At 71.1% G+C, this 19,853-nt stretch carries 21 protein-coding genes; 12 read left to right on the top strand and 9 right to left on the bottom strand.

Annotated features, from left to right (window positions below):
* Nucleotides 1-107 precede the first annotated feature (107 nt).
* On the bottom strand, nt 108-1,037 hold the full coding sequence (locus tag ACFQ7C_RS06210) for a TetR/AcrR family transcriptional regulator (RefSeq protein WP_378898640.1): 930 nt from the start codon (nt 1,035-1,037) through the stop codon (nt 108-110).
* Nucleotides 1,038-1,143: 106 nt separating this feature from the next.
* On the opposite strand from ACFQ7C_RS06210, the gene ACFQ7C_RS06205 reads away from it, so the two are divergent.
* Together ACFQ7C_RS06205 and ACFQ7C_RS06200 are read left to right on the top strand one after the other, a co-directional pair.
* Complete coding sequence (locus ACFQ7C_RS06205) at nt 1,144-2,070, top strand: ATP-binding cassette domain-containing protein (RefSeq protein ID WP_378898639.1); 927 nt, start codon at nt 1,144-1,146, stop codon at nt 2,068-2,070.
* Nucleotides 2,067-2,864, top strand: coding sequence for an ABC transporter permease (locus ACFQ7C_RS06200; protein WP_378898638.1), 798 nt, complete (start codon nt 2,067-2,069; stop codon nt 2,862-2,864). The genes ACFQ7C_RS06205 and ACFQ7C_RS06200 overlap by 4 nt, the downstream gene beginning before the upstream one ends.
* 105 nt (nt 2,865-2,969) lie before the next feature.
* Here ACFQ7C_RS06200 and ACFQ7C_RS06195 read toward each other — a convergent pair whose 3' ends face one another.
* Nucleotides 2,970-3,380, bottom strand: coding sequence for an ArsR/SmtB family transcription factor (locus tag ACFQ7C_RS06195; RefSeq protein ID WP_378898637.1), 411 nt, complete (start codon nt 3,378-3,380; stop codon nt 2,970-2,972).
* Between the two features lie 130 nt (nt 3,381-3,510).
* Between ACFQ7C_RS06195 and ACFQ7C_RS06190 the strand changes: the two genes are divergently transcribed.
* From ACFQ7C_RS06190 to ACFQ7C_RS06180, 3 genes are read left to right on the top strand one after another with little or no spacing between them, the layout of a single operon-like run.
* On the top strand, nt 3,511-4,923 hold the full coding sequence (locus tag ACFQ7C_RS06190; protein ID WP_378898864.1) for a TrkH family potassium uptake protein: 1,413 nt from the start codon (nt 3,511-3,513) through the stop codon (nt 4,921-4,923).
* Between the two features lie 4 nt (nt 4,924-4,927).
* Entirely contained in the window at nt 4,928-5,587 is a 660-nt protein-coding gene (locus ACFQ7C_RS06185; RefSeq protein ID WP_374226639.1) for a TrkA family potassium uptake protein, read from the top strand.
* A gap of 37 nt (nt 5,588-5,624) precedes the next feature.
* The gene (locus tag ACFQ7C_RS06180) at nt 5,625-6,017 is read left to right on the top strand and encodes a YybH family protein (protein ID WP_378898636.1); all 393 of its coding nucleotides are present in this window, start codon (nt 5,625-5,627) and stop codon (nt 6,015-6,017) included.
* Between the two features lie 35 nt (nt 6,018-6,052).
* On the opposite strand, the gene proC is transcribed toward ACFQ7C_RS06180, so the two are convergent.
* A complete protein-coding gene (proC, locus tag ACFQ7C_RS06175) occupies nt 6,053-6,898 on the bottom strand; it encodes a pyrroline-5-carboxylate reductase (protein ID WP_378898635.1) in 846 nt (281 codons plus the stop codon).
* 84 nt (nt 6,899-6,982) lie between these two features.
* Here proC and ACFQ7C_RS06170 point away from each other — a divergent pair, with 84 nt between their 5' ends.
* The 6 genes from ACFQ7C_RS06170 to ACFQ7C_RS06145 all read left to right on the top strand — a co-directional run bounded on the left by ACFQ7C_RS06170 (nt 6,983) and on the right by ACFQ7C_RS06145 (nt 11,708).
* Nucleotides 6,983-7,390 (top strand): ArsR/SmtB family transcription factor, encoded by a 408-nt coding sequence (locus ACFQ7C_RS06170; RefSeq protein ID WP_378898634.1) that lies wholly within the window; start codon nt 6,983-6,985, stop codon nt 7,388-7,390.
* 1 nt (nt 7,391) lies between these two features.
* Nucleotides 7,392-8,063, top strand: a complete 672-nt coding sequence (locus tag ACFQ7C_RS06165; protein ID WP_378898633.1) for an SRPBCC domain-containing protein — start codon at nt 7,392-7,394, stop codon at nt 8,061-8,063.
* A gap of 123 nt (nt 8,064-8,186) precedes the next feature.
* The gene (locus tag ACFQ7C_RS06160; RefSeq protein WP_378898632.1) at nt 8,187-9,299 is read left to right on the top strand and encodes an alpha/beta hydrolase; all 1,113 of its coding nucleotides are present in this window, start codon (nt 8,187-8,189) and stop codon (nt 9,297-9,299) included.
* Nucleotides 9,300-9,363: 64 nt separating this feature from the next.
* Nucleotides 9,364-10,329, top strand: coding sequence for a cation diffusion facilitator family transporter (locus tag ACFQ7C_RS06155; protein WP_378898631.1), 966 nt, complete (start codon nt 9,364-9,366; stop codon nt 10,327-10,329).
* 13 nt (nt 10,330-10,342) lie between these two features.
* Entirely contained in the window at nt 10,343-11,269 is a 927-nt protein-coding gene (locus ACFQ7C_RS06150) for an LLM class F420-dependent oxidoreductase (protein WP_378898863.1), read from the top strand.
* A 40-nt stretch (nt 11,270-11,309) separates the two neighbouring features.
* Nucleotides 11,310-11,708 carry a hypothetical protein gene (locus tag ACFQ7C_RS06145; RefSeq protein ID WP_378898630.1) on the top strand — a complete coding sequence of 133 codons (399 nt, stop codon included), beginning with the start codon at nt 11,310-11,312 and terminating at the stop codon, nt 11,706-11,708.
* Here ACFQ7C_RS06145 and ACFQ7C_RS06140 read toward each other — a convergent pair.
* Nucleotides 11,665-12,390: a DUF2306 domain-containing protein gene (locus tag ACFQ7C_RS06140; protein WP_378898629.1), complete on the bottom strand. Its 726-nt coding sequence runs from the start codon at nt 12,388-12,390 to the stop codon at nt 11,665-11,667. The two genes, ACFQ7C_RS06145 and ACFQ7C_RS06140, sit on opposite strands and share 44 nt — an antisense overlap.
* A 142-nt stretch (nt 12,391-12,532) precedes the next feature.
* Complete coding sequence (locus ACFQ7C_RS06135) at nt 12,533-12,964, bottom strand: nucleoside deaminase (protein ID WP_378898862.1); 432 nt, start codon at nt 12,962-12,964, stop codon at nt 12,533-12,535.
* 99 nt (nt 12,965-13,063) lie between these two features.
* On the opposite strand from ACFQ7C_RS06135, the gene upp reads away from it, so the two are divergent.
* The gene (gene upp, locus ACFQ7C_RS06130) at nt 13,064-13,696 is read left to right on the top strand and encodes a uracil phosphoribosyltransferase (protein WP_378898628.1); all 633 of its coding nucleotides are present in this window, start codon (nt 13,064-13,066) and stop codon (nt 13,694-13,696) included.
* 15 nt (nt 13,697-13,711) lie between these two features.
* Here upp and ACFQ7C_RS06125 read toward each other — a convergent pair whose 3' ends face one another.
* From ACFQ7C_RS06125 to ACFQ7C_RS06110, 4 genes are all read right to left on the bottom strand, one after another.
* The gene (locus ACFQ7C_RS06125; protein WP_378898627.1) at nt 13,712-14,974 is read right to left on the bottom strand and encodes a type III PLP-dependent enzyme; all 1,263 of its coding nucleotides are present in this window, start codon (nt 14,972-14,974) and stop codon (nt 13,712-13,714) included.
* Nucleotides 14,971-15,522, bottom strand: a complete 552-nt coding sequence (locus tag ACFQ7C_RS06120) for a hypothetical protein (protein WP_378898626.1) — start codon at nt 15,520-15,522, stop codon at nt 14,971-14,973. The genes ACFQ7C_RS06125 and ACFQ7C_RS06120 overlap by 4 nt, the downstream gene beginning before the upstream one ends.
* 215 nt (nt 15,523-15,737) lie before the next feature.
* Nucleotides 15,738-16,058 carry a DUF3467 domain-containing protein gene (locus ACFQ7C_RS06115; RefSeq protein WP_045296530.1) on the bottom strand — a complete coding sequence of 107 codons (321 nt, stop codon included), beginning with the start codon at nt 16,056-16,058 and terminating at the stop codon, nt 15,738-15,740.
* 103 nt (nt 16,059-16,161) lie between these two features.
* The gene (locus ACFQ7C_RS06110; protein WP_378898625.1) at nt 16,162-19,791 is read right to left on the bottom strand and encodes a TM0106 family RecB-like putative nuclease; all 3,630 of its coding nucleotides are present in this window, start codon (nt 19,789-19,791) and stop codon (nt 16,162-16,164) included.
* Nucleotides 19,792-19,853 lie beyond the last annotated feature (62 nt).

The raw sequence follows: 19,853 nt of genomic DNA, 5'->3' as shown, positions 1-19,853 counted from the left end.
CGATCCCCTTCCCCAGAAGTGCTGCAGTCACTCTAGAACGCGCGTGACCCGCGTGTAAACACAGAGACGGATGTGAACGCGTGTGACCTGTGATGCCCCTGGGACGATCACGAGTCGGGCCGCAGTCGAGCGCGCCGGTCGCGCGCCTCGCGCGCCGCCTGTCGCTCGAGCTTGTGCGCGTCGCGCAGCGCCTTCTCGGCCTCGCGCACCGCCTTGCGCGCCTCACGGAACTTCTTGTCGTCGGCGATGTCGGCATCGTCGAGGGCCACCCACGGCCGGGGCCGCTCACGATGCCCGTCGGCCGTCGCGGCGATGTAGTCGCTCACGCCTTCGAGGCCCCGCGCGAGCGCGAAGGAGAACGGGTCCGAGTCGTCGAGGAAGGCTCCCGCCTCGATCGCCGCCCGCAGCTCGGGATAGGCATCGGCGGTGATCAGCGCGCGGAACATCGCGTCCTCGCTGCGGCTGATGGATTCGCCGTCGACCCCCCGCTCCCGCTCCACACGCGCGTAGCCCGCCAGGATCGTGCCGGCCCAGTGGGCGGTGCCGGTGACGAGGAGCATGACGGCGAGCCGCTCGGAGTAGGTGAGACCGGTGTCGGCGAGCGCGCTCAGCCCGGCATCCATCCATGCCGCGCTGTTCGGTGTCGCCGGCACCCCCGAGATCGGGATGTCGAGCACCCACGGGTGCGTGAGGTAGTGCTGCAGCTGCTCGCCATAGATTGCCTCGAGGCGTTCCCGCCAGCCCCCTGCTGTCCGTGTGGCCTCGGACGGCGCCCCGGTCGCCTCCTCCTGCATGAGGAGGACGAGGTCCTCCTTCGCGTTGACGTAGCGGTAGAGCGACATCGGCGTGAATCCGAGCCTCGCCGCCACCGCAGCCATCGAGACGGCACCGAGGCCCTCGGCGTCCGCGATCTCCACCGCCGCTTCCACGATGCGCTCGACGCTCAACTCGCGCTTGGGCCCGCGCTGCGGGTTGGCCGCCACGCCCCACGCCAGGGCGATGCCCCGCGGAAGCTCGGGCTCGGCTGCATCGGTCATGGCGCCAGTCTAGGACTGTTTATTCCGTAAACAGTGTGTTACCGTCATAAACAGTTACTGGTGTAAACAGTTTCTCCCCTACACGATTCAGACGGAAGGAAGTCCCATGCCCGACCGCACCGCTCCGCCGGTCATCGTCGTCGACGGCCTGCGCAAGGCCTTCGGCCGCCAGCAGGTCCTCGACGGACTCGACCTCGAGGTCGCGCGCGGCGAGGTCTTCGCGCTGCTCGGACCGAACGGCGCCGGCAAGACCACGACCATCAACGTGCTGACGACCCTCGTCCGCCCCGACGCCGGCATCGCGACCGTCGCGGGCATCGACGTCGTCCGGGATCCCGAGCAGGTCAAGCGCCGGATCAGCCTGACGGGGCAGTCCGCCGCCGTCGACGACGCGCTCACCGGCACCGAGAACCTCGTGATGCTCGGGCGCCTGTCCGGGCTGTCGCGACGGGCGGCCCGCGTCCGCGCCGCCGAGCTGCTCGACCGCTTCGGATTGACGGATGCTGCCACCCGCCGTGTCGGCGCATACTCGGGCGGCATGCGCCGGCGCCTCGACCTCGCCCTGAGTTTCGTCGTCGCGCCCGAGATCCTGTTCCTCGACGAGCCGACCACGGGCCTGGACACCCGCAGCCGCCGTGAGCTCTGGGAGGTCATCCGGTCGCTCGCCGACGCGGGCACCACCGTCTTCCTCACGACGCAGTACCTCGAGGAGGCCGACAACCTCGCCGACCGGATCGCCGTGCTCGACGACGGCCGTATCGTCGCCGTCGGCACTGCGGCGCAGCTCAAGGCGCGCATCGGCGGCGACGCCGTCGAACTGCACGACGCCCACGGCGCGCTCCTGCGCGAGGTGCCGACGGACGGCACGGTGTCGGGCCTGCGGCGGGCGCTCGATGTGCTCGACGAGTCCGGCGCCGAGGGAGTCGTGACGCTCCGCCGCCCGAGCCTGGACGACGTCTTCCTCGCCCTCACCTCCCCCGACGGCCGCGGCGCGCGCCGGGCCGCGGCCGACACCGTCAAGGAGCACGCATGACCACCATCGCCCCCGCCCCCGCTCTGCGCCCGCGCATCTCGGGCCTCACCGCCGAGAGCGTCTTCGTCGGCCGCAGCCTCCTGCACTCGCTGCGCGACGGCGAGTCGCTGCTCATGGCGATCATGCTCCCCGTGCTGCTCATGGTGCTGTTCACCTACGTCTTCGGCGGCGCCATCGACCCCTCGGGCGGGTACGTGAACTATGTCGTGCCGGGCATCATCCTGCTGTGCGCCGGCTTCGGCGCGGCCTCCACCGCCGTCTACGTCGCCAACGACATGAAGGCCGGCATCATCGACCGCTTCCGGACGATGCCGCTGCGCGCGAGCGCCGTGCTCACGGGGCACGTCGTCGCGAGCCTGCTGCGCAACCTGCTCGCCACCGCGGTGGTGATCGGCGTCGCGCTGCTGGTCGGGTTCCGCCCCACGGCCGACGTCTGGGGGTGGATCGGCGCCGTCGGGCTGATCGCGCTGTACATCCTGACGATCACCTACCTGTTCGCCGCGATCGGGCTCGCCGCGGGCAGCCCCGAAGCGGCGAACGGCTACGGCTTCATCATCCTGTTCCTGCCGTACCTGTCGAGTGCGTTCGTGCCCGTCACGACGATGCCCGAGTGGCTGCAGTGGGTGGCCGAGAACCAGCCTGTGACGCCGATCATCGAGGCCCTCCGCAGCCTCCTCATGGGGACCCCCATGGGCGACGCCGGCTGGTGGGCCATCGGCTGGTGCTTGGCGATCCTCGCCGTGTCGTTCGTCTGGGGCGGCTGGCTGTTCCGTCGCAAGGCCGGGCGCCGCTAGGAGCGATCACGAGGGACGGGACGGATGCTGCGGCCGCAGCATCCGTCTTGTCCGTGTGCCACAGCGAAGGGTGGAGGGGGCGTGGAGACGTCCCATCCGGGTGCGTCAGCGGCCGGGGAGACGCTTGAAGGCGTTCTCGAGGGCGTGCTTGGCCGAGGCGGCGGCGCGCCCGACGACCTCGGCCGCGTGCGCGGCGGAGTCGGGCAGCGCCGCGGCGACGCCGTCGGCCTCGAGCCCGCTGTCGTCGTCGAGGAAGGGCACGAGCCAGTCGTCGACCTCGTCGAGCGGCGCGGCGGAGAGGCTGTAGTAGCGGTGCTGCCCCTCTTCGCGCACCGACACGAGGTGCGCGTCGCGCAGCACCTTCAGGTGCTTCGAGACGGTCGGCTGGCTGGCACCGAGCTCGGTCACGATGTGCGACACGCTGGTGCCGCGCTCTCCGGCGGACGATCGATCGAGCAGCAGTCGCAGGATGTCGCGACGCGTTCCGTCTGCGATCACGTCGAAGATGTCCGCCATGTGCTCAGATTAGTCGGGAGCCCTGCGGAGTACCATGAGCACGACCGCCGGGCCGCCCGCACGAGCATCGTTTTCGCACCAGGAGGAAACCCGTATGACGGATGGCAGGCGCGCCGCCCCCGTCACAGGCATGGGTCGCGTGCGTGCCGTCGGCCACGCGTTCATGGAGTTCTTCCGCGACCTGACGCAGCGCTCCCCCGCCCGGTTCGCGATTCTGATCTTCCTGTCGCTGATCCTCGTGTTCACCGGTCTCTTCTCGCTGCCCATCGCCGCGGCGGACGGCCAGGTCACCCCTTTCGCCGACGCCTTCTTCACGGCCGTGTCGACCATCTGCGTCACGGGGCTGGCGACGGTCGACATGGCGACGCACTGGTCGCCGTTCGGTCACGTCCTGGTGTTCGTCGGCGTCCAGATCGGCGCGCTCGGCGTGCTGACGCTCGCCTCGATCCTCGGTCTCGTGATCTCGCGCCGTCTCGGATTGCGGGCGAAGCTCATCGCCGCGAGCGACTCGAATCCGCTCCGCACCCACGGCGGGCCTGTCAACGAGGGTCAGACGGTGCAGCTCGGCCAGATCGGCAGCCTGCTCGCGACGGTCGCACTGTCGACCCTCGCGATCGAGACGATCATCGCGATCCTGCTCTACCCCGGACTCATCGTCGCGGGCGTCCCGTGGCAGGCGGCACTGTGGGAGGCGCCGTTCTACGCGGCGATGTCGTTCACGAACACCGGGTTCACGCCGAACGCGGAGGGCCTCGAGCCGTTCCGGCACGACTACTTCTTCCTCACCGTCCTGATGGCGGGCGTGTTCCTCGGCTCGATCGGATTCCCCGTCATCTACACGCTCCTGCGGCAGCGGTGGCGGGTGCGGCGGTGGTCGCTGCACGCGAAGCTCACGGTCATCACGACCGTGACGCTGTTCTTCCTCGGCGGCGTGGTGTTCCTCGTCCTCGAGTACGACAACCTGCTCACGCTCGGCACCAACGACGCGTGGGACACCACGTTCCAGGCGTTCTTCCTGTCGGCGATGACGAGATCCGGCGGCTTCGCCATCCTCGACATCGGAGAGCTGAATCAATCGAGCCTGCTCGTCGCGTGCATGCTCATGTTCGTCGGGGGCGGCTCGGCGTCGACCGCCGGCGGCATCAAGGTGACGACCCTCGCCGTGATCGCGCTCGCGGTCATCTCGGAGGCGAAGGGCCGCGCGTCGAACCAGGTGTTCGGGCGCCGGATCCCGAGCGACGTGCTGCGCGTGGCGCTGTCGGTCGTGGCATGGGGATCGACGATCGTCGCGATCTCGACGATCATCATCACGCAGATCACGAAGGCGGATCTCGGCGACGTGCTCTTCGACGTCATCTCCGGCTTCGCCACCGTCGGTCTCTCGACGGGCCTCACGGCGGAACTGCCCGACCCCGCCATCTATGTGCTCGCGATCACGATCGTCATGGGTCGCGTTGGTACAGTGACACTCGCCGCGGCGGTGGCCGCGTCATCCCGATCGCAGCTGTATTCGCTGCCCGTGGAAAGGCCGATCGTTGGTTGAGCGGATGAGGGGCGATGCGCCCGTTCTCGTGATCGGACTGGGGCGCTTCGGCGCCGCGTGCGCAGGTGAGCTGGACCGGCTCGACCGGGAGGTGCTCGCCATCGACGACAACCTCGACCTCGTGCAGAAGTGGTCGGAGCGGGTCACCCACACGGTGCAGGCCGACGCCCGCAACATCGACGCGCTGAAGCAGATCGGCGCCCAGGACTTCTCGGTGGCCGTGGTGGCGGTCGGCTCGTCGATCGAGGCATCCGTCCTCATCACCGCCAACCTCGTCGACCTCAAGGTGCCGCAGATCTGGGCGAAGGCGGTGTCGCAGTCGCACGGCAAGATCCTCGCCCGCGTCGGCGCCAACCACGTGATCTACCCCGAGCGGGAGGCCGGCGAGCGCGTCGCGCACCTCGTCAGCGGCCGCATGCTCGACTTCATCCGGTTCGACGACGACTTCGCGCTCGCGAAGCTCTACCCGCCGAAGTTCATCCGCGGCGTCGGCCTCAACGAGTCGGGCGTGCGCACGAAGTACAACGTCACCGTCGTGGGGGTGAAGAGCCCGGGCAAGCCGTTCCGCTATGCGGAGGCGAACACCGTCGTCACCAACCACGACCTCATCATCGTGTCGGGCACCAACTCCGACATCGAGCGCTTCGCGTCCCTCGAGCGCTGACCTTCCGGATGTCGGCGCCCCGAGGCATACTCGCGGCATGACAGACCGGAACACGACGGATGCTGCGGCCCGGTGCTGGGTCGCCGCGTATGAGGACGCCTGGCGTACGAACGATCCGGACGACATCCGGAGGCTGTTCACCGATGCCGCGGTCTACGCCACCGAACCCTGGGGTGACGCGTGGGAGGGCGCCGACGCGATCGTCGCGGGGTGGCTCGAGGCGCGCGACGAACCGGGCACGTACACCTTCGAGTGGGACCTCGCGGGCATCGACGGCCGCCGCGTCTTCGTCGAAGGGCGCACGGTGTACGCCCCCGCGGACTCGCAGCCCGAGGGCCGCACGTACCGCAACCTGTGGGTCGTCGACCTCGACGACGACGGCCGGGCGCAGGCGTTCACCGAGTGGTACATGGAAGAACCGCACGCCTGAGGCGTCCTCCCACACAGCTCCCGTGATCGGTGTCGCTACCCGCCGGCGGCGAGCTCCTTCGCGCGGGCCAGGGCGGCGTCCGTCGCCTCGGCGAACACGTCGTCGAGGCGGGCGTCCTGCAGCACGGCGATGGCGCGCTCGGTGGTGCCCTTCGGGCTGGTCACCCGTCGACGCAGCTCCGCCGGATCGTCGCCGGACGCCTCGAGCAGCGCCGCGGCGCCGATGAAGGTCTGCTCGGCCATGAGCCGAGCTTCGGCTTCCGCGAATCCCTTGCCGATCGCCGCCTTCGTGAACTCCTCCACGAGCAGGAAGAAGTAGGCCGGGCCCGAGCCCGAGATCGTCGACAGCGCGTCGATCTGCGACTCGGGCGCTTCGACGACCATGCCCACGGTCTCGAACAGGCGGCGGACGATGGCGCCCGCGTCCTCGTCGGCGTGCGAGCCCGCCGCGAGACCCGTGACGCCGCGACCGACGAGCGCGGGCGTGTTCGGCATGGAACGCAGCACCGCGACCTCATCACCCAGGATCTCTTCGAACGTCGCGATCGTGACACCCGCGGCGAGGCTCACCACGATGGTGCCGGGCTGCAGAGCCGGCGCGATCTCGCGCAGCAGATCGGGGACCATGGCCGGCTTGACTCCCACGAGCACGACTCCGGCGGCGGCCGCGGCATCCGTGTTCCCCGTCGGGTCCGTCTCGAGGGCGATGCTCGTCACATTCGCGAGGCCGTCGAGCTCGGCCGCCTTCGCGCGGGAGCGGTTCGTCGTGGTCACTCCCCCCGCGGCGAGCCCCGAGCGCGACAGGCCGCGGGCGATCGCGCCGCCCATCGAGCCGGCGCCGAGGATCGCGATGGACGGGAGGGCGGGGGTGTCTGCAGCCATGGCTCCGATCCTACGAGCCACCCTTTCACCCCCCGCCCGTGTATTGGTATTGACTTATATAAGTGTTCGCGCAATCATTGGCTTGTGCACGCGCTCGACATCCTCGGAGACCCGGTGCGCCGGCGCATCCTCGAACTCCTGGCGGAGGGCGAGCGCAGCGCCGGCGAGATCGGTGAGGACGTGCAGCGCGAGTTCGGCATCTCGCAGCCCGCCGTCTCGCAGCACCTCCGCGTGCTGCGAGAGTCGGGCTTCGCGACCGTGCGCCCCGATGGCACCCGCCGCCTCTACGCGATCGCCCCCGACCCGCTCGAGGACGCCGCCGCCTGGTTCGATCCGTTCCGGCGGTTCTGGCAGCCGCACCTCGACGCCCTCGGCACCGAGCTCGCGCGCGGGCGCCGCGCGCGACGGCTCGCCGCCGAGCAGCACCCGGATGCCGACACTCGAGACTCCGAGACCGAAGAATCCGACACGACCGAACCGCAGGAGGAATGACATGGTCGACGTACAGGGCCAGCTCGCCGCAGTGACCCGCGAGATCGCGAGCGAAGAGGTCGACGGCTTCCCGTCGCGCGTGCAGACGCTCGCGCAGACGTACCCGTCTCCCATCGACGACGTGTGGGACGCCGTCACCAGTGCGGACCGGATCGCCCGATGGTTCCAGCCGATCTCGGGGGACCTCGTGCTCGGCGGCCGCTACCAGATCGAGGGCAACGCCGGCGGCGAGATCCAGGAGTGCGCGCCGCCCGCCGGCGGCGCCGCCCACTACAAGGCCACGTGGGAGTACGGCGGCGGGGTGACGTGGCTCACAGTGCGGCTGACCGCCGAGCCAGGCGACGCGACCCGCTTCGAACTCGAGCACATCGCCCGCACCGACGACGTGCCTGCCGAATTCTGGGATCTGTACGGCCCCGGCGCCACCGGCGTCGGCTGGGACGGCGGCCTGCTCGGACTCGCCCTGCACCTCACCGGCGGCGGCGGACCGAAGCCCGAAGACGCCGAGGCGTGGGCGTTCACGGACGAGGGCCGCGCGTTCTACCGCGGCGCCGCCGATGCGTGGGGCGCCGCGCATGCCGCCGACGGCGCGGATGCCGGCGCTGCCGCGCGGGCCGCCGACAACACCTACGCCTTCTACACCGGTGAGAACCCGCCGTCCACCACGGAATGACACGGATGCTGCGGCCCGCGGCATCCGTAACATGAAAGGCGATTCACAAGAACTGGCACCCGGTCTATTCTCGTGAGTGGGCGGGGGCGCAGGGGCTTCCGCAGGACGTGGGAGGCACCTGAAATGACCCTCTTCGATGGCATCGCCGCACGCATCGTCGAGACACCCGGCCTGTCGGTGAACGTGCTGGAGCGCACCGCGGACGACCCGAGCACGCCGCCCGACCGCACGGTGGTGCTCATCCACGGCAACGCCTCCTCGTCCCTCTTCTGGCAGGAGCTGATGGAGGACCTCCCCCACGATCTCCGGGTGATCGCGATCGACCTGCGCGGCTACGGCGGCACCGAGCACGCACCCATCGACGCGACGCGCGGCGTGCGGGACTTCAGCGACGACGTGCACGCGACTCTCGAGGAGCTCGGCATCGAGACAGCCCACCTCGTGGGCTGGTCGCTGGGCGCCGGCGTCGTCATGCAGTACGCGCTCGACCATCCGGTGCTCAGCCTCACGCTCGAGGCGCCGGTCTCGCCCTACGGGTTCGGGGGCACGCGTCGCGACGGCACACGCCTCACCGACGACGACGCCGGCACCGGCGGCGGGGCCGGCAACCCTGACTTCGTGCAGCGGCTGATCGACCACGACACCGGGACCGACGCGCCCAACTCGCCCCGCAACGTGTTCCGCGCCCACTACGTGGCTCCGGGCTACCAGACCGAGCACGAGGACGTGTGGGTCGAGTCGATGCTCACGACCTCGACCGCGACGGGCAACTACCCCGGCGACGCGGAGAAGACCGAGAACTGGCCCGGCTTCGCCGCCGGCAAGGTCGGCGTGCTCAACACGCTGGCGCCGGGGAACTACGACGTGTCGGGCATCGTCGACCTGCCGGAGAAGTTCCCGATCCTCTGGATCCACGGCGCGCTCGACCCGATCGTGTCGGACGCGTCGCTCTACGACCTGAACAACCTCGGCAAGCTCGGCATCGTCCCCGGCTGGCCGGGCGACGAGGTCGCGCCGCCGCAGGAGATGGTGTCGCAGATGCGCGACGTCCTGGCCCGGTATGCGGACGCCGGCGGCGAGGTGACCGAGATCGATCTCCCCGACACCGGCCACACGCCGCACCTGGAGCGGCCGGCCGAGTTCCGCCACGCGCTCCTCGAGGTCATCGGGTACGTCGGGCACCCCCACGACCCGGCTCCGCCGACCGAGGCGATCATCCTGCGTTCGTCGGACTGACACCGCGCGCGGCGCCGCGCAAGGGGGGCGGAGCGCGGGTCGCCGCATCCGTAGACTCGTCCGCATGAGTGCTTCCGGCGGCGGCAAGGCGATCCTTGCGGCGTTCTTGGCGAACATGGGCATCGCTCTGGCGAAGTTCGTCGCATGGTTCCTATCGGGCTCGGCGTCGATGCTCGCCGAGGCGATCCACTCGGTCGCCGACTCGGGCAACCAGCTGCTGCTGATGCTCGGCGGGCGCCAGGCGAAGAAGAAGGCCGACCGCGAGCACCCCTTCGGCTACGGCCGCGAACGGTACGTCTACGCGTTCGTGGTGTCGATCATCCTGTTCTCGGTCGGCGGCCTGTTCTCGATCTACGAGGGCGTCGAGAAGCTCACGCACCCCCACGAGCTCGAGAACGCGTGGATCCCGATCGCCGTTCTCGTCGTCGCGATCGTGCTCGAGTCGTTCTCGCTGCGCACGGCCGTCAAGGAGAGCAACCACGTGCGCGCCAAGGGCCAGTCGTGGGTCTCGTTCGTGCGGCACGCGAAGGCCCCCGAGCTCCCGGTCGTCCTGCTCGAAGACATCGCGGCGCTCGCCGGACTCGTGTTCGCACTTTTCGGCGTCGGCATGACCGTGATCACCCACAACCCGGTCTTCGACGCGATCGGCACGCTCATGATCGGAACGCTGCTGATCCTCGTGGCCATCACCCTCGGCGTCGAGACGAAGAGCCTCCTCGTGGGCGAGGGCGCGACGGACGCCGACCACGACCGCATCGTCGACGCCATCAACGACGGACCCGAGGTCGAGAAGATCATCCACATCAAGACGCTCTACCTCGGCCCCGACGAGCTGCTCATCGCCGCCAAGCTCGGATTCGCGTCGGATGCGCCGCTGGTGCATGTCGCCTCCGACATCGACCGCGTCGAGGCCCGCGTGCGCGCGGCCGTGCCTGCGGCGCGCGTCATCTACTTCGAACCCGACATCTACCGCCCCGGCGAGGATTCGACTCCGCCCACCTCCGAGTTCGTCATCAAGTCGGCGGACTGAACGACCGATGGCGATCGAGTACTGCATCTTCACCGAGCCCCAGCAGGGCGCGAGCTACGACGACCAGCTCGCCTTCGCGCAGACGGCCGAGCGCCTCGGGTTCGACGGCTTCTTCCGCTCCGACCACTACCTGCACATGGGCGACGGCGACGGGCTTCCCGGTCCCACCGATGCGTGGACCACGCTGGCAGGGCTCGCCAGGGAGACCTCCCGCATCCGTCTCGGCACCCTCGTGTCGTCGGTGACCTACCGCGTTCCCGGCCTGCTCGCGATCCAGGTGGCGCAGGTCGACGCGATGTCGGGCGGACGCGCCGAGCTCGGCCTCGGCACGGGGTGGTTCGGCCGCGAGCACGAGGCCTACGGCATCCCGTTCCCTCCTCAGCGGTTCGACCTCCTGGAGGAGCAGCTCGAGATCGTGACCCGGCTGTGGTCGACGCCGGCGGGCGAGACCTACAGCTTCGCCGGCGAGCACTACCGGCTGACGGATGCCCCGGCCCTGCCGAAGCCGGTGCAGTCCCGGGTTCCCGTCATCGTGGGCGGCGGCGGGCCGAAGCGCACGCCCGAGCTCGCCGCACGGTTCGCGACGGAGTTCAACATCGGCTTCCGGTCCGAGGCGGAGTCGGCGGAGAAGTTCGCGGGCGTGCGCGCGGCGTGCGAGCGCGTCGGCCGCGACCCCGAGTCGCTCCGGCTCTCCGTGGCGCTGCCCACGCTGGCCGGGGCATCCGTGTCCGAACTCGACCGGCGTGCCGAGAACCTCGGCCGCACCGTCGACGAACTGCGCGGCGAGGTGAACATCGTCGGCACCCGCGACGAGATCGTCGCGAAGGTCGAGCGGCTGGTCGCGATCGGCGCGCAGCGTGTCTACTTCCAGCTCATGGATCTGCAGGACCCCTCGCACGTCGAGTATCTCGGCGAGGTGCTCCCCCACCTCCCCCGCTGACGTCACGAGCCTGCCCCGTTCCTCGGCGCGGAGGATCACGGTGTCGACGACGATCGCGCGTCCGGCACCTGAGCCGGCCACCTCGAGGCTCGCCGTTCACTTCCCGGTCGTTCTGGTCCTCCTGGGCGACGGCGAGAGGAGCCGGTACACCGACCCGCCGTTCAGCGGCACGCTCGCGACGCTCGACCTGTCGAGCGGCGACCTGCTCGAATACCCGCTGCAGGGAGTGACGTCCGCGGCGTTGGCGCCCGATGGACTCGCGCGGGATCTGATCCGCGAGGGGGTGGTCGAAGACAGACCGGCGGACCAGGGATGGACGTTCGGGATCATCGGCAGCATCGCGGTCGGCGCCGCCGCCGGACTCGTCGTGTGGTCTGTGCCGCGGCGCGCCGCTCTCAGACCGGCAGGCGGTACGAGGGCAGGCCGCGGCGCCGGATGAGCCACTCGGCGAAGACAAGGTTCGGCAGCCAGCACAGGAACGGCACCGCGGCGTACGCGTTCGCGAACGCCGAGTCGAACTCCCACGGCTGTCCGAACACCAGCGGCGCCATGAGCAGCAGCGGCAGCCAGACGCGCAGCATGACACCGGAGTAGGTGAGCGCGTAGTTGCGGATCATCCACGCCTGGTGGCTCGGCACATCGTGGCGGCGGATCGCGCGGTACGCGCGCCAGCCCGTGAGCAGCCACAGCACCGCGAGCGCACCGAACCCGAACAGACCCACGTAGCCGGCAGGGCTCGAGGGCGCGATGATCAGACCGCCGACGGCCCCGATGGCCACCGCCACCAGGTAGACGCGGCCGATCCAGCGGTGCACACGCGGCGCCCGGGTGCGCAGGCCGCGCCAGAACTGCAGCGGCCCGGCCACGAGCGCCACGGCACCGCCCACGATGTGGACGTACAGCGCGCCCTGCACGAAGGGGTGCACGGCGGCGTAGGTCGGCGCGAGGCCCACGTCGTCGCCGGCGAGGTCGGCCAGCGACGCCGTGAAGTAGGGCACGGCGGAGTACGCGACGATGGCGAGCGCCGTCAGCAGGACGAACGTCCAGCCGATGCGGGAGCGGATGCCGCCCGGCCGTGCAACGGCAGGAGCGGTGCGAACGGGTTCGATGAGGCGGGTCACGTGCCACACGCTAGGCCCGGGCCGGCGGCGCCCAGCAGGGTGCTGTCCCCCCGTTCCCGCGCGGCTGGCCCCCGGAATCGCGAAAGGGTATGTGTGGGGGCACGCACCGCGTGCGGAGATACACCCGCTCGCGATTCCCGGATCAGCGGCGGGCGTCGAAGAAGGCACGCAGGAGGACGGATGCCTCCTCCTCGCGCACCCCCGCGACGACCTCGGCCCGGTAGGGCAGGCGCCGGTCGCGCACGACGTCGTACACCGACCCCGCGGCGCCGGCCTTCTCGTCCCAGGCGCCGAAGACGAGCCGCGAGATGCGCGACTGGAGCACGGCGCCCGCGCACATCACGCACGGCTCGAGGGTCACGACGAGCGTGCAGCCTTCGAGGTTCCAGCTGCCCCGGGCCGCCGCCGCCGCGCGCAGAGCGACCACCTCGGCGTGCGCCGTGGGGTCGTGCTCGAGCTCGCGGAGGTTGCGGCCCTCGCCGATGACCGTGCCCGCAGCATCCGTCACGACCGCGCCGACCGGGACGTCTCCCGCCGCGCCCGCCGCGGCGGCGAGTTCGAGCGCGCGATCCATGGCGGCGAGGTCGGCGGGGGCGGGAAGCACAGCACGAGCGTAGCCGCCCGCGCAGAAGTCGCCCCGGGTCCGGGCGTGCCGACGCACTAACCTGTCTCTATGCGCCTGCACGTCGCCGATCACCCCCTCATCACCCACAAGCTCACGGTGCTGCGCGACCAGCGCACGCCGTCGCCGGTGTTCCGCCAGCTCACCGAAGAGCTCGTGACGCTGCTCGCCTACGAGGCGACCCGCAACGTCCGTGTGGCGCCGATCGACATCCAGACGCCGGTGACGACGACGACCGGCGTCCGCATCGACGAGCCGCGACCCCTCGTCGTGCCGATCCTCCGTGCCGGCCTCGGCATGCTCGAGGGCATGGTCAAGCTCATCCCGACAGCGGAGGTCGGCTTCCTCGGCATGGTCCGCGACCACGAGACGCTCGAGCCCTCGACCTACGCCGAGCGACTGCCCGACGACCTCAGCGACCGCCAGTGCTTCGTGCTCGACCCGATGCTCGCGACCGGCGGCTCGCTCGGCGCGGCCATCGACTTCCTGTTCGCCCGCGGCGCGCAGGACGTCACCGCGATCTGCATCCTCGGCGCGCCCGAGGGCGTCGCCGCGATCGAGAAGCAGGTCGCCGGCCGCGACGTCACGCTCGTGCTGGGCGCCCTCGACGAGCGCCTGAACGAGCACGGCTACATCGTGCCGGGACTCGGCGACGCCGGCGACCGGCTGTACGGCACGGTCTGAGGGGCTTCGCCGGGATCACACGATCGGCACACGGCGCACGTCGGCGGTCACCGCGACCTCGCCCGTCGTCGCCCCGCGCCCGACGACGGCCACGGGGGTGAAGGGCCGTCCGTTGAACCGCGTCGCGGTGACCGTCGTATACGCGCCCATCGTGGGGCTGACGAGCAGGTCGCCCACCCGCAGCTCGGGCAGCAGCACCTCGCGCGCGATCACGTCCGACGAATCGCACGTCGGACCCGCGAGCGTCGCCCAGCGATGGTCGGCAGCATCCGTCCGCGGGAGGTCGCGTTCGGCGAACACCAGGGGATGCACGTCTTCGGTGAGCACGTTGGAGTACGAGCCGTAGAGCCCGTCGTCGAGGTAGTACCAGCGGCCGTCAGCGCGCTCGGCCATGCCCACGACACTCGTGACGAGCGTCATCGCGTCGGCCACCATGACCCGGCCGGGCTCGGCGATGATGTCGAGCCGGCGTGCGTGGGGCTCGAGCACGGGGCGCAGCACCGCCGCGACGTCCTCGATGGCGGCGGCCTCGGAGTCGTACGACGCGGGGAACCCGCCGCCGATGTCGAGAGTGTCGAACTGCACGTTGAGGCGCCGCTCGAGGATGCCCATGAGCTCGAGCGTGTCGGCGGCCGCGGCGGCGAACCGAGCGGGGTCGTCGAGCTGGCTCCCCACGTGATAGCTGAAGCCGGCGACCGTGACGCCCGCGGCGAGCGCCCGTTCGACGAGACGCGCCGCCTCGAACGGCCCGACCCCGAACTTGCTCGACAGGTCGCTCTTCGCATGCGGGCTGCGGTAGGCGAGCCGGACGAGCAGTCGCGTGTCGCTCGGCGCGCCCCGGAACTTGTCGATCTCGACGTCGTTGTCCACGACGAACGTGCGCACTCCTGCGGCCAGCGCCTCGGCGATCTCGGCGGGCTTCTTGATCGGGTGCGTGTGGATGATGCGGGATGCCGGCACACCGCGGCGGGTCAGCATCGCCAGCTCCTCGCCGGTGGCGACGTCGAAGCCGCAGCCCGCGTCGTCCAGCACGTCGAGGACCGCGTCGTGCGCGAGCGCCTTCACCGCGTAGTGGAACCCCACGAATGGCAGTGCGTTGCGAAGGTGCCGGTACTGACGCCGCACGCGCTCCGGATCGAGCAGCAGCAGGGGCGTGCCGTGCAGCGCGATCGCCGCGCGGGCCGCCACGGAGGAGAGAAGCGCGGATGCCTCGGCCCGGCGCCGGTGCTCGAGTGCCTGGGTCGTGCGCGGCTCGCGCCGCAGAGCCGCCGGGTTCACGGTGTCACCTCCGGGGCCGCCCTCCGGCGGCGCGCGTCGCGCAGCCCGGTCTTGGCGGTGACCGTGAAGGCGCCGGCCGCGACGGCGTAGAACACGATGTCGGCGGCGATCTTGCCCGCGAGCATGCCCCAGAGCGGATCGGGGATGAGCCACACGCCGATCATGAGCGCGGCGGGACGCACGAGGAAGGTGTCGAGCAGCTCGGCAGCGCCGAACTCGGCGACCAGGAGCACGGCGGTGCGCCCGGCGGCGCGGCGCCGGGTGGCGGACACCTGCGTCTGCTCGATGTAGATGGTGACCGCCAGGACGGCGTAGAAGCCCACGATCTCGCCGAGGAGCGCTGCGACCGCGATGAGCGGCGCCGCGTCGGTCCACATCGTGGCGAGGAGACCGCCCATCACCATCGCGGCGGTGCCGACGACCTCGGCCGGCAGGTAGCGGACGATCCAGAACACGAGTCCACGACGCGTGGGCTCGGCCGCGGTCGGCGTGCCTGCCTGCTCCGGCGCGGTCGCGATCGTCGCGAGCGGCTGGTCGATCGTGGTCATGGCGTCCTCCTCCGTGTGTCAGAGGAAGAAGCACCGAGCGTGATACCGCGCAGGTGCGGCGCGGCATCCGCCCCTCGCCGAACGGATGCCGCGCCTTGCGCCGTCTGGGGCGCGTGGCAAGGCTACGTCGCGAGGATTTTTCACCCAAAGGGGTTGACTTTGGCGGCACCGGCCGTCTAGTTGCGCGGGGCGCGCGACTCGCCGCAGGGTCGGGGTCAGTCGCCGAGCGGGGGCTCCTGCGGGTTGCGGCGCCCGGTCTCGCGCTCCCAGAACTCGAGCTGCTGGGTGAGCGCCTTCGCGAGCTCGAACACCTGGTCGGGTGGGATGCGGATGCGGCTCACGACGCGCGCCGGAACGACGGTGTGACGCTGACCGGTCTCGGCGTCGACCTGCTCGCGCGGCGGCTGCGCGAGAGTGAGGAAGTCCATCACGAACACCGTCGGCGTGTGCCAGACGTTCGCGAAGTCGGCGTAGTTGCCGCCGATGAGCTCGGGCGGGAGGTCGATCTCGAACTGCTGCGATGCGTCGTCGGCCATGCGGGCTCCTGTTCGGGCGGGCGTCTCTTCCCTGACCGGTGCGAGACGCTCGGGGGCTGTCGTGTGCGACGTGTTCGACTGTGAGCGCGAGTCTACGCGGGCGTCAGCCCCGCCCGACGAGCCGCGCGAAACCGCTCAGGCGCGCGACCCCCTCCGGCGTGTACGGCAGATCGTCGAGGAGGCCCGGCGAGTACACGACGAACGCCGTGTGCATGGCGCGCGAGATCGCGACGTTGAGGCGGTTGCGCAGCAGGAGGAACTCGAGCCCCCGCGGCGCGTCGCGTCCGCTCGAGGCCGCGAGCGACACGATCGCGACGGCCGCCTCCTTGCCCTGGAACTTGTCGACCGTGCCGACGGGCACCTCGGGGAAGCCCGCGGCCGCCAGCGCCGCCTCCACCGCGACCTGCTGGGCGTTGTACGGCGTGACGACGATGACGTCCTGCTGCGTCAGCGGCCTCGGCGGCAGCGCGACGGAGGATCCGTCGATGTCGTTGGTGGCAGCATCCGTCCACTCCCGACCGATGAGGTCGGTGACGAGACGTGCGACCTCCGCGGCCTCCTCGAGGGACTGCGTGGCATTGCCGTGATGGCGCAGCGCGATCGGCACGAGGCCGGCGGGAACGCCGTCGATGCGACGCAGGGCCGTCGAGGGATGCGCCTCGAGCTCGCCGCGGTACGACAGCGTCGACACCGGCGCGGCGACCTCGGGCCGCATGCGCCGGGTCTCGGCGAGGAAGTAGCCGTACTCGTGCGGGATGACGTCGGCACCGTCCATCACCCAGCCGAGCGCCGACGTGTCGACGGGCGCGGGGTGGGTGCCCTGACTCACCTGCGGCAGCTGCTGCGGGTCGCCGAGCAGCAGCAGCCGCGGGGCGGCGAGCGACACCGCGATCGTCGAGGCGAGCGAGAACTGGCCGGCCTCGTCGACGACGAGGAGATCGAGGCTGCCGCGCGGGACGCGGCCCTCATGGCTGAAGTCCCACGCGGTGCCGCCGACGACGTAGCCGGATGCCTCGTGCTCGGCCGTGAACGCCGCCACACCGTTCTTCGGCAGCACGGTGAAGGCGTGATCGGCCGCCGTGTCCTTCGGGGCCTTCCCCACCTGCGACGCCGGCACGCCCGCGGCGATGACGCGGTCGAGGAGGTGCTCGATCGTCGCGTGCCCCTGGGCGACGACGCCGACCTTGTAGCCGTGGTCGCGCACGAGCCGTGCGATCACGTGGGAGCCGACGTAGGTCTTGCCGGTGCCGGGAGGACCCTGCACGGCGAGGTAGCTGCGATCGAGGCCGCGCACGGCCCGCGCGATGGCCTCGACGGCGTCCTCGCCCGCGGCCGGCAGCGAGCCCGCCAGCGTGCGCGGCGGGCGGCGGCAGAGGATGTCGGTGGCCGGATCCGCCGGCAGCTCCGGCGCCGACGCGATCAGCGTGTCGGCCCAGGCGTCGATGGCCTTCTGCTGGTTGCCCGCGGCCGGCGGAGCCTGCGGGGTCAGCGCGAGGGGCAGCTCGCTCCAGGTCACGCCGTCGACGGCGGTCTCTTCGATCACGGCGCCGTCGTCGAGCACCTCGACCACGGTCACCGAGCGGTACGCATGGATCCAGCGCGGCGACGCCTCGAACGGGAACGGCGCAGGCAGCTCGTACAGCGCGAACGGGTTGGTCCCCTCGCTCAGCCGAGTGCCGGGTGCGAGGTCACCGCGCAGCTCGACGATGCGCCGCTCGCCGCCCTTGCCGCTCTCGAGGAAGTGCCAGTCCTCGCGCACGCGGCTGCGCGCCGGGTCGATCGCGACGACGTCGCGCGTCTCGTCCCACAGCGAGACCGGCTCACGCAGCCGGAGGAAGTGCGTGGCCCAGAACGATTTCGCCTCGCGCGGGTAGTAGTCGATCGCGGCGGCGCCGAGCCGGAGCGTGCGCGCCTCGACAGAGTCCTCCGGGTGGTCGAGGGCGAGCGCATCGAGCACCGTCGCCCGCACCGACGGCTCGTACGCCCGCTCGTCGGGCTCGGGATTCGGCGAGGGCACCAGCCTGGCCTCGCGCGCGCGGTCGACGAGCCAGTCGCGCAGGCGCCGGGTCGAGACGCAGTCGTAGCGGTTGTAGTCGGCGAGGTCGTCGAGCACGAGTGTCGCCTCGGCCTCGGCGCCGTCGGCCTGGAGAGCACGGGCCTCGACGTAGCGGACGATCGAGTCGTCGCCCTTCTGCACGTCGCTCGTGCGCACCTCGTCCCGCATGTACAGGGGCTCGAGCTTCTTGATCGAGTACGACCGCGAGCCGACGCGCAGCGCGCGGCGCACGATCGGATACAGGTCGACGAACACGCCGTCGCGCAGCAGCCGGTCGACGTCGGCTTCGCGCACCCCGTGGCGCGCGGCCATGGCCAGCAGGTGCGTCGGCTCGTACGGCGCGTAATGGTAGATGTGCATGCCGGGGAACTGCTGCCGGCGGAGGTTCACGATGTCGAGGAACGCCTCGAGCGCCCGCCTCTCTTCGGCGAACGAGTGCGCCCACAGCGCCGTGTACTGCTCGCGGGTGTCGACCCACCCGAACAGGTAGTCGATGCCCCACTGCGTGGGCTGGCCCGGCGCCGGCGGCTCGGTGTGCAGCGGATCGCCTTCGAAGTCGAAGAAGAGGTCGCCGTGGTCCGGCCGAGGCAGAGCCCCCAGCGCCTTGGGCGCCACCACCTCGAACACGGGGACCGGTGGAGCCGGCACCGCTACCGGCGCCTCGAGCACCGCGGCCACCGTCGCCTGGGCGACCGTGACGCCGTCGGAGGCGACCAGGGTCTCGGCCACCACGACGTCGTGCGGTGCGGGCTTCGGCGCGATGAGCGGCGGCGTGCCGGCCGGGCTCTCGAGCTGCAGGCGCGCCTGTGTGCGCAGCGACGCGAACACGTCGGGATTCATGCCAGCTGGCCCGTCCGGCGCCGCGGCCAGCTGCTCGATCCTCTCGATCCCCGCGGCGCGGAGCCGTTCGCGCTGCACCGGGCGCATCCCCGCCACGAGGAGGAGGTCGCGCGATGCCACGACCTCGGCGTCGCACGTCGCGCAGCGCCCGCACGCGACCACCCCGAGCTCGCCTCGCGGGTCGCCCCAGGCGATCGGCTCGCCCGCCGCGCCGAGGGCGAGCCGGCGGTCGGCGATGAGGGCCGCGAGCCGCTCACGGCGCAGCGCGAACACGGGCAGCAGGTCGTCGACCTCGTGCTCGCTGACGCTGCCGTCGCCGAGCAGCAGCTGCACGCGGTCGGAGCGCGGGACGCCGAGTCGGTCGAGCTGGTCGACGTACGCCGCCAGCTGCATGAGCGCGGTCACGCGCGCGTGGCGTGCGAGCTTGGTGTCCTGCACGAGCCATCGTCCGGACTCGTCCCGCACGAGGAAGTCCGCGAAGCCGACGAAGGAGTCGGTCGAGAACGCGGCCTGGTAGACGACCTCGGCGTCCGACGCGAGGGCCGCATTCGTCTGGGCGACCGCATCGGCGAGGGCCGCAGCATCCGATGATCGCGCCTCGGGGATCTCGACCACGCGGTCGCCGAAGCGCTCCACGTAGGCGGCGAGCACTCGACGCTCGTGCACCGTGCCGAGGCGGCCGGCGCGCTCGAGCGTGAGGTCTTCGGGCTCCTCGACGGCGGCAACGCGCCCGAGTCGCGCGTCGATCGCGCGCAGCCACGCGAACTCGCACTCCGCCGCGGTCTTGAGATCGCTCGCGCTCCAGACGATCCGGCCTTCGTCCTCGATGTATCGCATACCCCGCCCTTCCCTCATGACGATAGCCGCGGCCGCCGACACCTCCGCCCTCCCCTGCTCAC

It is taken from the genome of Microbacterium sp. NPDC056569 (assembly GCF_042793475.1).
Taxonomy (GTDB): domain Bacteria; phylum Actinomycetota; class Actinomycetes; order Actinomycetales; family Microbacteriaceae; genus Microbacterium.
This window is presented reverse-complemented; position numbering and strand designations above follow the sequence as displayed.